The 13,860-nt window shown below is 41.2% G+C and carries 10 protein-coding genes; 2 read left to right on the top strand and 8 right to left on the bottom strand.

What is annotated here, in order from left to right; translation table 11 throughout:
* Positions 1-204: 204 nt before the first annotated feature.
* Entirely contained in the window at positions 205-3,057 is a 2,853-nt protein-coding gene (locus QUB11_RS12980; RefSeq protein ID WP_333390743.1) for a tetratricopeptide repeat protein, read from the top strand.
* Between the two features lie 113 nt (positions 3,058-3,170).
* A complete protein-coding gene (locus QUB11_RS12975; protein WP_333390739.1) occupies positions 3,171-5,561 on the top strand; it encodes a tetratricopeptide repeat protein in 2,391 nt (796 codons plus the stop codon).
* Between the two features lie 87 nt (positions 5,562-5,648).
* On the opposite strand, the gene QUB11_RS12970 is transcribed toward QUB11_RS12975, so the two are convergent.
* The 8 genes from QUB11_RS12970 to QUB11_RS12935 form a co-directional block, all read right to left on the bottom strand.
* A complete protein-coding gene (locus QUB11_RS12970) occupies positions 5,649-6,668 on the bottom strand; it encodes a GDP-mannose 4,6-dehydratase (RefSeq protein ID WP_333390736.1) in 1,020 nt (339 codons plus the stop codon).
* 18 nt (positions 6,669-6,686) lie between these two features.
* On the bottom strand, positions 6,687-7,595 hold the full coding sequence (locus tag QUB11_RS12965) for an NAD(P)-dependent oxidoreductase (protein WP_333390733.1): 909 nt from the start codon (positions 7,593-7,595) through the stop codon (positions 6,687-6,689).
* Positions 7,588-8,943, bottom strand: a complete 1,356-nt coding sequence (gene rfbH, locus QUB11_RS12960) for a lipopolysaccharide biosynthesis protein RfbH (protein ID WP_333390730.1) — start codon at positions 8,941-8,943, stop codon at positions 7,588-7,590. The genes QUB11_RS12965 and rfbH overlap by 8 nt, the downstream gene beginning before the upstream one ends.
* A 75-nt stretch (positions 8,944-9,018) precedes the next feature.
* Positions 9,019-10,017, bottom strand: a complete 999-nt coding sequence (locus QUB11_RS12955) for a GDP-mannose 4,6-dehydratase (RefSeq protein ID WP_333390727.1) — start codon at positions 10,015-10,017, stop codon at positions 9,019-9,021.
* On the bottom strand, positions 10,014-10,790 hold the full coding sequence (gene rfbF / locus QUB11_RS12950; RefSeq protein ID WP_333390723.1) for a glucose-1-phosphate cytidylyltransferase: 777 nt from the start codon (positions 10,788-10,790) through the stop codon (positions 10,014-10,016). Before rfbF ends, QUB11_RS12955 begins: the two co-directional genes overlap by 4 nt.
* A 33-nt stretch (positions 10,791-10,823) precedes the next feature.
* Complete coding sequence (locus QUB11_RS12945; protein ID WP_333390720.1) at positions 10,824-11,066, bottom strand: DUF5678 domain-containing protein; 243 nt, start codon at positions 11,064-11,066, stop codon at positions 10,824-10,826.
* A 22-nt stretch (positions 11,067-11,088) separates the two neighbouring features.
* On the bottom strand, positions 11,089-12,042 hold the full coding sequence (locus QUB11_RS12940) for a GDP-mannose 4,6-dehydratase (RefSeq protein ID WP_333390718.1): 954 nt from the start codon (positions 12,040-12,042) through the stop codon (positions 11,089-11,091).
* Between the two features lie 635 nt (positions 12,043-12,677).
* Positions 12,678-13,697 (bottom strand): type I glyceraldehyde-3-phosphate dehydrogenase, encoded by a 1,020-nt coding sequence (locus tag QUB11_RS12935; RefSeq protein ID WP_006634268.1) that lies wholly within the window; start codon positions 13,695-13,697, stop codon positions 12,678-12,680.
* Positions 13,698-13,860: the final 163 nt, after the last annotated feature.

Below are 13,860 nucleotides of genomic sequence, written 5' to 3'. Positions count from 1 at the left end.
CTTGATTTATAATACCTTATCGATTAGCATTAAGCAACAATAGTTCGGACACTTTGGGAAAAAATGGCTGGAATGGTTGATTTTTAGTTAGCCATGACTTGCCTCAAACCCTTGTTCTGTCGTTGACAATCAAAAACTGTCCGAAGTATTGTAAGCAAGAAACCAGTACAAAGAATTTCTCCCATGAACCCGGAAACAACCGTAATGGAACTTAATATTGCTCAGCAACTCTTTACAGAAGGAAACTTCGAGGGCGCGATAGCCGCCTGTGAAGCGGTTTTAAGACTTAATCCCGACTGCGCCCCAGCTTACAAAATCATCGGCAATGTTCTTCACTCTCAAGGAAATTTCAGCGCAGCCAGGGATTTTTACGTGAAGGCACTAGAAATTCAACCTGATTTTGCTGAAGTGATTGGAAATATAGGGACACTTTATACTCAACAAGGACAATGGCCAGAAGCGATCGCTCTCTACGAACGAGCCATCCGTCTGCAACCCAACTTTACAGGTGCCTATAGAAATTTGGCAAGGACTTGGCAGCAACTAGGGTTTCTTGCCCAAGCATCTGATTGTTGGCTACAAGCACTAACCTTAGAGCCAGAAAATACGGAAGCACAGCAGGTACTGGTGAGTTTTGGGAATCTGCTTTTAGAGCAAGGGAAGATTGAGGAATCTCTCACCTGTTACAGTCGAGTTCTCCAAGTCGCACCTCACTTAACAGATATTCGCAACCAATTAGATGCCATTCTAATCAAGCAGGGGAAGGAAAGTAAATCAACTACTACCGTCTCCTTATACTTGAAAGTTATAGAATGGTTGAAACCGGAATCAATCGACTACTATCATCAGTTAGGAGAAATTTTACTAAAAGTTAGACAAGGGCAACTCTGGGACTTAACAATTTTAACATACAGAAGAATTTTAGAGCATTCCCCTAACCACCCCTGGGTTCATCACTTTTTGGGAGATGCTTTATGGCAAACTCAACAATGGCATGATGCCATCTCTAGCTACCGCAAAGCGCTAGAGAGTAATCCAAACTTTTCTTGGTCGTATCATAACTTAGGAGATGCACTCCTGAAAGTCCAAGATTGGCAAGGTGCTATTGTTGCTAACCATCGTGCGATAGAACTCAACCCCTCTTACATCTGGTCTTTCCACAATTTAGGGGAAGCGTTAATAAATACCCAACATTGGCAGGAATCTATTGCTGCTTACGAAGGTGCTTTAGCTCTGGATTCAAACTTTATTTACTCGCGAAATAGGCTAGGGGAAGCTTATTTTCAGTTAGGTATGTTACAAATTAAGCAAAACGATCTAAACTTAGCCTTACAATCCTACCAAAAATCAATAGAGTTCCAACCCAATCAAATCAAAAATTACTCGGCATTACAGCAGGATCTAGCAAGAGGTTTTTATCAATTAGCGGTAAAACAAGCAGAACAAGGTGAATTAGACACAGCACTTACTTTTTTCAAAAAAGCACCTCAAATTCCCCAGAAGTGGTATATTTATGAATATTTATGGCAAGGATTAAATTTACTAGGCGTAATAGACGAAAATAGTCCTTATTGTTGTAGTCAATCAGAAATAAAGCCAGAGGACGCAGAATCCTATTTCAGCCAAAACAGCAACTATAGATTAATAATGTGGGATTCCATCACAGATTTAGATAAGGACTTTTTGGAGAAATCTGGGATATCTTTGACACATTTAGAATTGATTAAGCAAGACACTAAAGTTTTAGAAGAAATTTATGTAAACAGCTTTAGGGAAGAAGATTCAATGATAGAAATTCCTATTAAAGCTACTAACTATAACCTCTTTAATCAAAGCATAGTTACCACTGGATATATTTATTCAATGTGTCCTTTTAGTGGGAATATACTCAGGTCTAATCAATCATTTTATGATGTAAATTGGCTGCCAATTTTTAGTTATCGGTTTGTTGGGCACGAAGTATTTTATTTAATGACAGGTCATTTCTGGGGCGGAAAAATATGCCTGTATATTCCCAGAATAGAAACAATTATCGGCTTTGCTTATGTTCATAATACACTAGAAGGAATTGTAAATAGGCTCAAAAGCTCTATGGTTAGTTATTGGCAAGATGTCAAATCATATATTACATCTGGTGAAGTAAAACCCGTAGTTTCTGTATCAGGAATACTTGGTAACATCGGTCATTATTTTTGGAATGAAGTATCAGGTATTCACGACTTATATGAGAATGGGAATTTGGCTAAAGTTGATAAGTTTTTAGTGGGATGCCATGAATATTTCAAAATTAGTGATATTTTTCCCGAAGAAATTCCAGAAAGTAAGGTGATCAGGCTATCTGATGGTTGGAGTATTTTTAAGGCCATCTTGCAAAATAATTATATGGCTGTCAGAAGTGCCGGAATCTTGGTAAAAGACAAACTGGCGGATAAAATATATGAGGGTTCAATTAGGCGGAGTTCTCCGGCTTTTCTTCAACAAGTAGAAAAAGCAAAACAACATTTTCCCTTACTATGGATTGGTATTCGTACCAATCAGAGAGTATGGGTATCTCAGACAGAAGGTATCGCGAATATCATCAACAGTCTATATGTTGATTTCCCAAGTATGGCGGTTGTACTTGATGGATGGTCGCGGATAGAAAGAGATGACTATTACGGAGGTACAATGATTGAATCTGAAAGACCTATAGCCGATCAAATTTTATCCATGATTCCCCCTGAAGTTAAGATATATGATATTATTGGTGGAATAAGTTATGAAAAGGTAGTTTGGGGCTATAATGTAGACACCTACGTCACATCCTTGGGCTCTGGGAATGCCTTTGTTACCTGGATTGCTAATAAGCCCGGTGTGGGTCTAGGTAATAAAGAGTTTTGTGTCAGGGTAAGGCCAGATTTATTAGGACGAGAAAATATTGTGATGCCGAACACTATTCCTGATGATGCTTTTATCGATTTAGATGAGTCGGTTCATTATTTGAGTCGAAACTATGACTGTGACTGGAAAGCCGTCTATAAAGAACTTCTTAATGTCATAAAAGACATAAAAAGATAATAGTGAGTCGTGCCTTGTGTCGGAACAAATCTATATCCTCTTATAGATGTAAATCCTGAATAACCTCCAAAGCGTTAATTAATTTATGTTTTTTTATTGGAAAAGGATTTAATATGAGTTTAGAGAGTGCTTCTAACTACTTGTCTGAAGGTCAAAAACTAAGCCAAGAAGGCAAGCTACAAGATGCTATCAAGGCATACTTCAAGGCTCTAGAACTGGCTCCTGATTTTTTTGATGCGTATCATCAATTAGGGGAGTGTTTAGCCAGATTAAATCAACAGCCCTATTGGGAAAGTGCAATCACACTTTACCAGCGTATCAGAGAACAGCAGCCCGGCTTATTATGGCCTCATCACTTTTTAGGAGATGCTTTTCGACACCAAAAACACTGGGAAAATGCCATATCAGCCTATGGCTACGCTACGGAAATAGATCCTAATTTCTTTTGGTCTTTTAACTTTTTAGGAGATTGTTTGAGGCAGACACAACAGTGGAATGATGCCACTATCGCTTACCAGGAAGCTATCAGAATAAACCCCACTTATATTTGGTCATATCACTTTCTAGGAGAAACTTTCAAAAATATGCAGAAGTGGTTTGAATCTATCGCACCATATCAAAAAGCTTTAGAGTTAGACCCCAAATGTAACAATACCCGAAAAAGTTTAGCAGAGGTTTACATTTATCTAGGAAAAGTCTTAGTTGAACAAGATGATTTAGATTCAGCTCTGGAGTTCTACAACAATGCTGTGGAACTACTGCATAGTCAGATATATGCTTACTCGGAGTTAAGACAGCTAATAACCAGAGGTTACTATGAATTAGGTTTAAAAATAGGTCAACGTGGTGATTTAGATAAGGCGATAAAGATTTTTCAAAAAGTGCCTAATCGCTCTTACCAATGGGATATTTATGATTATTTGTGGCGGAGTTTAAACACTAATTTAGTCTATTTAATTGATGACAATACCAAGGATAGCCAACTAGAAATTATTGAGCAAGAGGCTTTTGACTATTTTAGCAAGACTTGTCAGTATAAGATTATTAATCTTTATTCGTTGACAGAATCAGATCAATTGTTGATTCATCAGTCAGGTTTATCACTAGCAAATTTAGAATTAATGAGGCAAGACAATGTAAATTTAGAAGAGATTTACATTAATAGTTTTGATGAGGGAGATCAAACGGGGACAATTAAGCTTTCTAGGAAAGTAGAACGAGAATTTCGATTCTCGTCCCAGCCTAATTGGTCACAAGGAATGTCTTTGCAGCAAACGATAGTAGAAACAGAATATGTTTACACAATTTGTCCCTTCACTGGAAAGATTGTTCGATCTAATCAATCAATATGGTGGGCAAATGTATTTGTATTTTATCGGTTCGTTAGTAGGGAAGTCTTTTATTTATTAGTAGGTGATTGCTATGCTACTAGACTCTGTATTTATTTTCCCAAATCAGAAACTATCTGCCCTTTTTTCGCCGATTTTAGTTATTACGATTATGCTCAAATAATTAATCAATTTAAAGGTCGTTGTGTGAAAGATCATAAAAATATGATGACCTATCTCTCAAATCCAGAAAAAAAAGAAGTTGTTTCTGTGTTAGGTGCAATAGCAAATCTTTCCCATTATGTATGGAATGAATTGAGTGGTATTGAATATTTATGCGATAATTATTTGTTAAATAAAATTGATAAATTCTTGGTTACACCATTTGAATTTTGGAATCTAGAAGAGGTCTTTCCTGAAGTTGATCAAAACAAAATTATCAGACTACCTGATTTTCACACAAGTATCTATGAAACTATTATTAAAAACAACTATTTTGCCGTTATGATCTGTGGTTTCTGGGTTCAGGAGAAGCTAATTAGTAGAATTTATAACGCTTCTCTCAAAAAATGCTCTCAAGATTTTTTTCAAAAACTGGAAAAAGCACAAAAAAATTTCCCCTTATTATGGATTACAATTAGAAGTAGTCGTAGGGTCTGGTTCTCTCAGGTTGAAGGTATAGCAAACATCATCAAAAGTTTAGCTTCCGATTTTCCAAACCTAGCTGTTGTTTTTGATGGATGGTCTCGTACAGAAAGAAAATCTGATGAGGAAGATTATAGAACAGACCTGGAGACAAAAATCATGAAAACTATCTTAGCTTTAATCCCTGAAAATATAAATACCTACTCTATCATTGGCTCTATGACCTATGAAAAAGTTATTTGGGCTCATGCTATAGATTTATGTATTGCCCCAATAGGAGCTGGCCTGACATTTACTTCATGGATTGCTAATAAAACTTGTGTGGTTCATGGCCATAGCGGTTTTGGAAATACTCAATACATAGATACTACTTATTCCTCATTAACACGAGAAAATTGTGTGAAACCAATCTTAGTAGCTGGTGTTGATCTGGACGAATCTGGTTTGTACACAAACGACTATGATTGTGATTGGATAGATATCTACAATGAAGTAGTTAAAATTTTAAAGAATATCAATCCACAAAGATAATTCATCTAAGCGATCAAAATCTCTATTGCATCCTCGAGAAAAAGAGTGCGATCGCGCTCTTTTTGCTATTTCCTAAATCTTCCTAAATCAACCTTTCTGCAACCATTCCAACATATTACCGATACCCTGTTTACACGAAACCTTTGGCTCCCATCCCATAAGTTTGTTCGCTTTAGAGACATCAGCGACAAAAACCTTCTGATCGCTTACCCTTGGAGCTAACCTCTCATACCGTAATTTCACATCCAACAACTCCTCCAACAAATCAAATAACTCCAATAAAGACAAACTATTATCCATACTTCCACCAATATTAAACGCCTGTCCCCGCACCTTTTCAATTTTATCCACAGCAGTTAAATAACACCTTACAATATCACTAGCATAAAGAACATCCCGAACTTGCTTTCCATTTCCAGCAATTGTAAAAGCCTCACAATTCGGGTCTTTTTTCTGTTCCAAAGCCTTCTGACAAAACCAACCAATCCACCCTTGATCGAACGTAGAAAACTGACGACCTCCATAAATAGACGAGTGACGAAATACAACCGTATTTAAGCCAAACATCCTGGTATAATCTAACATATATTGATCCGCAGCCCCCTTAGAACATCCATAAGGCGAACGGAAATCAAGAGAAATTGATTCATCTAAACCTTTGGGATACTGAGAACAAAAATATCGTTTCTCACTTTCTTTATACTCCAAATACTCTAAATCCCCATAGACTTTATTGGTAGAGGAATAAATAATCGTACTGTCAGGAGAATATTGACGCACCGACTCCAAAAGATTAAAACTACCAATCACATTCACTTCAAAATCAAAACGGGGATTTGCTAGGGAAGTGGTCATCGCCACCTGACCCACTAAATGAAATATCACATCCGGCTTGACTTCTTTAATCGTCCTCTCGACATCATTAATATTCCGAATATCAGCATGAATAAACCGGAAGTCCCCTTGACTGCGTAACCAGTCCAAGTTCTGACTAGAGCCAAAGCGGTATAAACTATCCAAAACTACCAATTCATCGCCTTGTTTTAACACCTGTGCAGCTAAGTTACTGCCTAAGAACCCACAACCACCCGTTACTAAATACTTCATAAATTACTCCTTAAATGTTCATCTATTTTCAAAATACCAAGGAATTGTTTGGCGTAGTCCTTCTTCTAGTTGAATTTTTGCCGCCCATCCCAAGGCTTCCAAAGCCACTAAATTCGCTTCAGAATACATCACTTCATGTTCTCGATAAGGAACAGCCCCAAAATTCAATTCAATAGACGAACCAGTTAACTGCTTCACCAGTTCAACAAAATTTCGGATAGATATAGCTTTTCCACTTCCCAACTCATACTCTTGATAAGTACGGCTTAACAGAGGTGTTGTCTCCAAAAGCAGCGCATAAGCGGAAATTACGTCATCAATGTGAATAAAATCCCGCTTTTGTTCACCCGCAGTTAAGTCCAATACGGGGGAAGACAAACATTTGCTAATCACAAAAGCAGGGAACTTAGAATCATCATCTCCTTGCCCAAACATTTGTTCTAACTTAATGTTTACAAAACGAATTTTGCCCAGTCTAGCCAAACGCTCCCCCCATTCTCGAAACTGAGCTTTGGACAGAGCATAAAAATTTAACTGCTTGTCTAGGGGAGTATCTGTATTCAAGTAAGTTTCTACATTGAACTTAATTGCTGTATTTAGTAAGCGGAGCGGAAAAAAAGTATTTGCTTCCACTAAATCGGCGAAATCTTCATTGTTACGCCCATAAAGCGTTGCTGTGTGAATTACTACATCAATGTGAGCGAAGTCTCGAAACGGTGTCTCTAAATCACATTTATCCAAATTATAGGAAGCAATTTGAGAAAAAACATTCTTAAGTCGGTATATATTAGAAAAACTCCGATTCAGAATAATTACCTGATGGCCATCTTGCAACAGTTTTTTAACAAGATAACTGCCCAAGAAACCAGTTGCACCAGTTAGCAAAACCGTCTTTTTTTGCTGTTGAGACTCCGATTTGTCAATCATTTTGATGATTCCTACAAAACTCTCGAATTGTAGAGGTAGTATAAGTCAGCATCTCCTCAGTCAACCCCGGAAACACACCCAGCCAAAATGCACTGTGCATGACCTTATCGGTATTCCCAAGCTCACCAACAACTCGGTATTGCAAACCCTCATATAAAGGCTGACGCACCAGATTTCCCCCAAACAACAAGCGAGTCCCAATCCGCTTTTCTTCCAGATATTGCACCAACGCATTGCGAGTAAAAGGTGCATTCTCCCTAACTGATAACAGAAAGCCAAACCAACTCGGCTCAGAATTTGGGGTAGCTTCCGGCAATACCAAAACGTCCTGCAAATCTTGTAACTGCTGATGTAAAAACTCAAAATTATGCCGCCGCTTCGCCACAAAGTCAGGCAACTTATCCAACTGAGCACAACCTACTGCAGCTTGCATATCAGTCATTTTCAAGTTGTAGCCAACATGGGAATAAGTATACTTATGATCGTACCCAAAGGGCAAATCTCCCAATTGCCAGCCAAACCGTTTCCCACAGGTATTATCAACTCCCGGCGGACACCAGCAATCCCGACCCCAATCACGAAAAGACTCGACAATCTTCTTCAGACGAGTATCATTGGTTAACACCGCGCCTCCCTCACCCATTGTCATGTGATGAGCTGGATAAAAACTCGCCGTTGATAAATGCCCAAACGTGCCAGTTTTCTTTCCTTGGTAAAGACTTCCCACCGCATCACAATTATCCTCAATTACCCAGAGGTCATGCTTATCAGCAAAAGCCATTACCGCCTCAAGATTAAAGGGATTACCCAATGTATGAGCAATCATAATAGCGCGAGTGCGAGGTGAAAAAGCAGCATCTAGCTGGTCAGTATCTATATCATAAGTGGGTAACTTGATATCTAAAAAAACAGGCACTAACTGATTTTGAAAAATCGGATTCACAGTAGTAGGAAACCCCGCCGCAACCGTAATCACTTCATCCCCTGGTTGCAGTCGTTTATCTCCCAACTTAGGTGAAGTCAGCGCAGATAGAGCCAGTAAATTTGCAGAAGAACCAGAATTAACTAGCAGACAGTGCTTAACTCCCATCCACTCAGCAAACCGCTCTTCAAACTCAGTCGCATAGCGCCCAGTAGTCAGCCAAAAATCTAGCGACGCATCGACTAGCTGTACTAACTCGCGATCGTCAAATACTTTGCCTGACACTGGGACATAAGTTTGACCAGGAACAAACTGTTTGTGGGCAAACTTAAACTGATGGTATGCTTCAACGGCAGCAAAAACTTGCTCTCTAAGCCCTTGCTCTTGCTCGGAACTACTAACTGGGCGCGGTGTGGCTTGGGTCATGGCGATCGCAAATCAATAAGATAGTACAGGTATGAGTTCGGGAATCCATAGGTCACTATACCATTGAATCATCAATCACACGTTGATAAAACAGGGATTTTCATTCATCAAAAATTGCTCATACCACTCGATTGTTTCTTTCAACCCTTCTTCTAGAGGATACTTAGATTCCCAAGCGAGCATTTTTCGCGCCTTATCTGCCGAGAGATACTGATGTTTGATTTCATTCTTGGCCCGATTCAATACGACTGGCTCTAAATGACTCTTACCCATCAATTTCAAAACATTATCTACCATACCCCGCACAGAAATTTGCAACTCGTTGCTGAAATTAAATGCTTCTCCCAAAATTTCTTTCCTATCCATGTGCTCAGCCAAATGGAGATAAGCTAAAACTCCATCCTTCACATAAAAATAGTCACGGATAAAAGTACCATCACTGCGGATGACTACCGGCTTGTCTCGTAATGCCGATCGAATTGTAGAAGGAACAATCCGATTAAAATTCAAGTCTCCGCCGCCGTAAAAGTTGCCGCAGCGAGTAATGCACACGGGCAAACCATAACTGACGTAATAAGCCCGACTGATTAAATCCGCACAGCTTTTAGAAACATCATAAGGGTGTTCTCCTTGCAGCGAAGTTGTTTCGCTATAAGGCAACACTAGCTGGTCTCCATAGGCTTTATCGCTGGATGCTATGACAATTCGAGTCACACCACCGACGCGGCGACAAGCTTCTAGAATATTCCAAGTACCTTTAATGTTCGTTTCAAAAGTTGCCACAGGCTCTCTATTTGCAACTCCCACAATTGTCTGAGCTGCTAAGTGAAACACCGTATCGACTTCATACTCATTGATTGCTCGTTCTACCGTTGGCAAATCTTCGACACAACCGCGCACGATATTAATTTGCCGATACCACTCTCCAGCATACAGTCGAGATTGGGGAACCAAGTCACGGACTAATCCCGTTACCAAAGCCCCTCTTTCCAGCAACTCAGCCACTAACCAGTTGCCCAAAAGGCCTGTGCAACCTGTCACCAATACCGATCTATCGCGCCAAAATTCACTCATTCCCACACCCTCCAAGGAGCTTGTCCACTATCCCAAAGTTCATTCAAATACTTATATTCGCGGTAAGTATCCATCGCAAAGAAGAAACCTTCGTGGCGGTAAGCCATCAATTGTCCCTGGGCCGCTAACCGTTCTAGTGGCTCTAGTTCTAGAAAACAATCATCTCCGCTCAAGCTTTCAAAGATGCTGCGGTGAAGAACCAAAAATCCCGCACTAGCCCAGCCATCTATTTGAGGTTTTTCCGTAAATTCCAGAACTTTGCCTTGGCTGTCCACATCTAAAATACCATATCGGGATATCGGACGCACTGTACTAACAGTTGCCAGCTTACCATGAGCCTTATGAAAATCCACCAAAGCTCCAATATCGATATCAGCAACTCCATCACCGTATGTCACCATAAAGGTATCATCAGTAATGTATTTCTCCACACGTTTCACCCGCCCCCCAGTCATAGTGTCCGGGCCCGTTTCAGCCAGTGTCACCTTAAAATCTTGCTCCTGGTGTTCCTCGTGATAGGTAATCTGATTTTGGCGGCCCAGGCAAATAGTAAAATCATTATTCATCGCTTCATAATTGAGGAAATACTCCTTAATCATGTTGCCTTTGTAGCCCAAACACACAATAAAGTCCAGGAAGCCGTAGTGGGCATAGGTCTTCATAATATGCCAGAGAATCGGACGCCCGCCCACATCAACTAAGGGCTTGGGACGAAATTCTGTTTCTTCTCGGAGACGTGTCCCCAAACCGCCGGCTAGTATAACTACTTGCATTGTTTCACAGCTTTAAACATCATCAACGAATCTCTAGTTACAACAGTGGAATCCTGGGAAGCGAACAGGCTCAATAAACTCGCTTTCAAATATGCGACCGATGACATAACTTAAATTGGGTGTCTCAGCAGGAATCCCGTCCTTCATTTTTCGATAATCCCGATCGCCACTAATCACACCTTGGTTAGTATAAGCGATCCACTGACCCCGATATTTCTTCAACTCACGGCGATTGGCTTTATACCACTCCTTAGCTGTCGCATATTCTGCTGCCATATTTTCACCTCATGATTTTCCCTCAAATCATCCTCGCTTCCACCATCATCCGCACCACATCAGGCATCTTATACTTCGCCTCCCATCCTAACTTTTGCTTCGCCTTACCCGGATTTCCCCTCCCTACAGCAATGTCCGTCGGTCTGTAGAGACTCGCATCCGTTACCAAATGTTCCTGCCAATCCAAACCCGCAGCAACAAACGCTGTCTGCACAAACTCCTCCAAAGGATAACTTACACCCGTGGCAATTACATAATCGTCCGGTTCTTCCTGCTGCAACATCAAATACATCGCCTCCACATATTCCGGCGCCCAACCCCAGTCCCGCTGCACTGAAATATTTCCTAAATGCAGTTTTTCGGAACTACCTGCCGCAATTCTGCACACAACAGATACAATCTTTTGGGTAACAAACCTCTCCGGTCGCAGCGACGACTCGTGATTGAACAAAATACCAGAACACGCAAACAAATTGTACGCTTCTCGATAATTTGCTACTTCCCAAAATGCCGTTGCTTTCGCTACCGCGTAGGGACTTCTGGGGCGAAAAGGCGTATTTTCATCCGCTGCACTGCCTCCGGTATCCCCAAAACATTCGCTAGAACTGGCGTTGTAAAGTTTGATTTTTCCGCCTGTAAACCGAATTGCTTCTAACAGATTCAATGTGCCTGTGGCAATGCTTTCGAGGGTTTCTACGGGCTGTTCAAAAGACAGACCGACGGAACTTTGACCGGCTAGATTGTACACCTCATCTGGCTCTATTTTGGCAAGCACTTGCAAGACGCTGCGAAAATCGTTGAGAGACATGGATTCTAGTTTTACTCTGTCTCGGATGCCCAAACGGGCCAGGTTTCCGAAACTAGAAATTTGGGCGTCCCTGGAGGTGCCGCAAACTTCATAACCTCGATCGAGTAACAGTTTAGCTAAATAAGCTCCGTCCTGACCTGATATACCGCTAATTAACGCTTTTTTCATATCACATTTTGTTTTCAACACTGTACCGTAGCTGTTGCTATTTTTTCAGGTTTTTAACTTTTATAGTCGGAATTTTTATTTTTTTAATATTTGGGGTTTTCCGAGAACTTAACCAAAGCAATTTTAAGCGCTTACTACAAACAAACAACAAATTTATCATCAAGCAGACCCGATCGCCCGATCGAAGTATGATTGCAAAAAGTTCGATAGCTGGGAGTAACAGTATACGGATATCGTAGGGAGACGGCACTACCCCTTGGTGTCAACTTAACGTCAAACCCTGTCACAGACTGCTGTTTGACTATTAACCCTAGATCCCCCCTAGCCCCCCTTAATAAGGGGGGGACAAGAGTCTTATCAAAGTCAACCCCTACTCCCCAACAATCAGGGGGATTTAGGGGGATCTAGACTTGGCTATGAACAAGAGATACCAAGGCTTTCAGGCTTAAGTTAACACCATTGCCCACTGCCGTCTCCCTACCATATTTCATCTTCTACTCGCCAACTATCGACTCCCAAAAGTCTCTACCGCTGGAAAACAGAAATAACTAGTCAGCTAGAAATCGACTCAAAAGTAAAAAATGTCAGCATTTTTTACCTTCTGCCGAATGACTAATACCTTCTGCCTTCGGGTACTAGGCTTCCCACCTTTCGGCGACCAATTCAGCCAAGTCAACCACCCGCTGACTGTAGCCCCACTCATTGTCGTACCAAGCCAAAACCTTTACCATGTCGCCATCCATCACCAGCGTCAAGCTGGAATCCAGAATCGAAGAAGCATCACTTCCGCGATAATCGCAAGAAACAAGAGGCAAATCGTTGTACTCCAAAATCCCTTTCATGGAGCCAGAGGCAGCTTCTTTGAACACTTGATTTACTTGCTCGGTAAAAGTCTTTTTCTCTACCTGAGCCACAAAATCGACTACGGACACATTGGGAGTCGGCACGCGCATGGCAATACCATTTAACTTGCCCTTCAATTCTGGAATCACCAAAGCCACAGCTTGGGCTGCACCCGTAGAAGTCGGCACAATATTCATTGCTGCCGCCCGGGCCCGCCGCAAGTCGCGGTGGCTGGCATCCAGCAAGCGCTGGTCGCCAGTATAGCTGTGGGTAGTGGTCATCATGCCTTTGACGATGCCAAAATTTTCGTGCAGCACTTTCAGTACAGGAGCTAGACAGTTAGTAGTACAGCTAGCATTGCTGATGACTGTGTAGTCACTGTGCTTGTAGTTGTGGTGGTTGACTCCCATCACATAAGTGCCAACTTCAGAACCCTTGCCGGGAGCGGTAATTAGCACTTTTTTAGCGCCGGCAGTGATATGCTTCGATGCACCAGCTTGGTCAACGAAGACGCCGGTTGATTCAATAATCAGATCAATACCCCAATCTTTCCAAGGCAAGTTTAGCGGGTTGCGATCGCTCACGCATTTAACTGTCTTCCCATTTAGGGTAATGGAATTTTCATCCGCACTGATGTCCACATTCTTCAACGTTCCCATCATGGAATCGTATCTGAGCAAGTGAGCATTACTTCTGGGATCGGAAGTGTCATTAATAGCTACCAACTCTAGCTGGCTGTTTTCTCTGCCCAGCCAGCAGCGCGCAAAACTGCGCCCGATACGTCCAAAACCATTGATCGCGACTCGAATCACTTTAGTACCTCCTAACGATGGCAGCCCCTAGCTCAGGCTTAAATTTTGGAAAAATTTAAGAATTGACTTTTGACATTCTCACCGGACTAAAGCCACGGTGATTCCCAAACCTCACGATTTGAGTTTCTGCTTCATCGCAACTGCCTCCACCCACAAGGAGTTT

The organism is Microcoleus sp. B6-A1 (genome assembly GCF_036705085.1).
Taxonomy (GTDB): domain Bacteria; phylum Cyanobacteriota; class Cyanobacteriia; order Cyanobacteriales; family Microcoleaceae; genus Microcoleus.
The sequence above is the reverse complement of the archived record's forward strand: the minus strand, read 5'-3'. Positions and strand labels throughout refer to the sequence as shown.

Bases quoted from the DNA above. Each gene is read 5' to 3' on its own strand.
- QUB11_RS12980 (WP_333390743.1), top strand. From the start codon at position 205: ATGGAACTTAATATTGCTCAGCAACTCTTTACAGAAGGAAACTTCGAG.
- rfbH (WP_333390730.1), bottom strand. From the start codon at position 8,943: ATGACCCAAGCCACACCGCGCCCAGTTAGTAGTTCCGAGCAAGAGCAA.
- rfbF (WP_333390723.1), bottom strand. From the start codon at position 10,790: ATGCAAGTAGTTATACTAGCCGGCGGTTTGGGGACACGTCTCCGAGAA.
- QUB11_RS12975 (WP_333390739.1), top strand. From the start codon at position 3,171: ATGAGTTTAGAGAGTGCTTCTAACTACTTGTCTGAAGGTCAAAAACTA.
- QUB11_RS12970 (WP_333390736.1), bottom strand. From the start codon at position 6,668: ATGAAGTATTTAGTAACGGGTGGTTGTGGGTTCTTAGGCAGTAACTTA.
- QUB11_RS12965 (WP_333390733.1), bottom strand. From the start codon at position 7,595: ATGATTGACAAATCGGAGTCTCAACAGCAAAAAAAGACGGTTTTGCTA.
- QUB11_RS12940 (WP_333390718.1), bottom strand. From the start codon at position 12,042: ATGAAAAAAGCGTTAATTAGCGGTATATCAGGTCAGGACGGAGCTTAT.
- QUB11_RS12955 (WP_333390727.1), bottom strand. From the start codon at position 10,017: ATGAGTGAATTTTGGCGCGATAGATCGGTATTGGTGACAGGTTGCACA.
- QUB11_RS12945 (WP_333390720.1), bottom strand. From the start codon at position 11,066: ATGGCAGCAGAATATGCGACAGCTAAGGAGTGGTATAAAGCCAATCGC.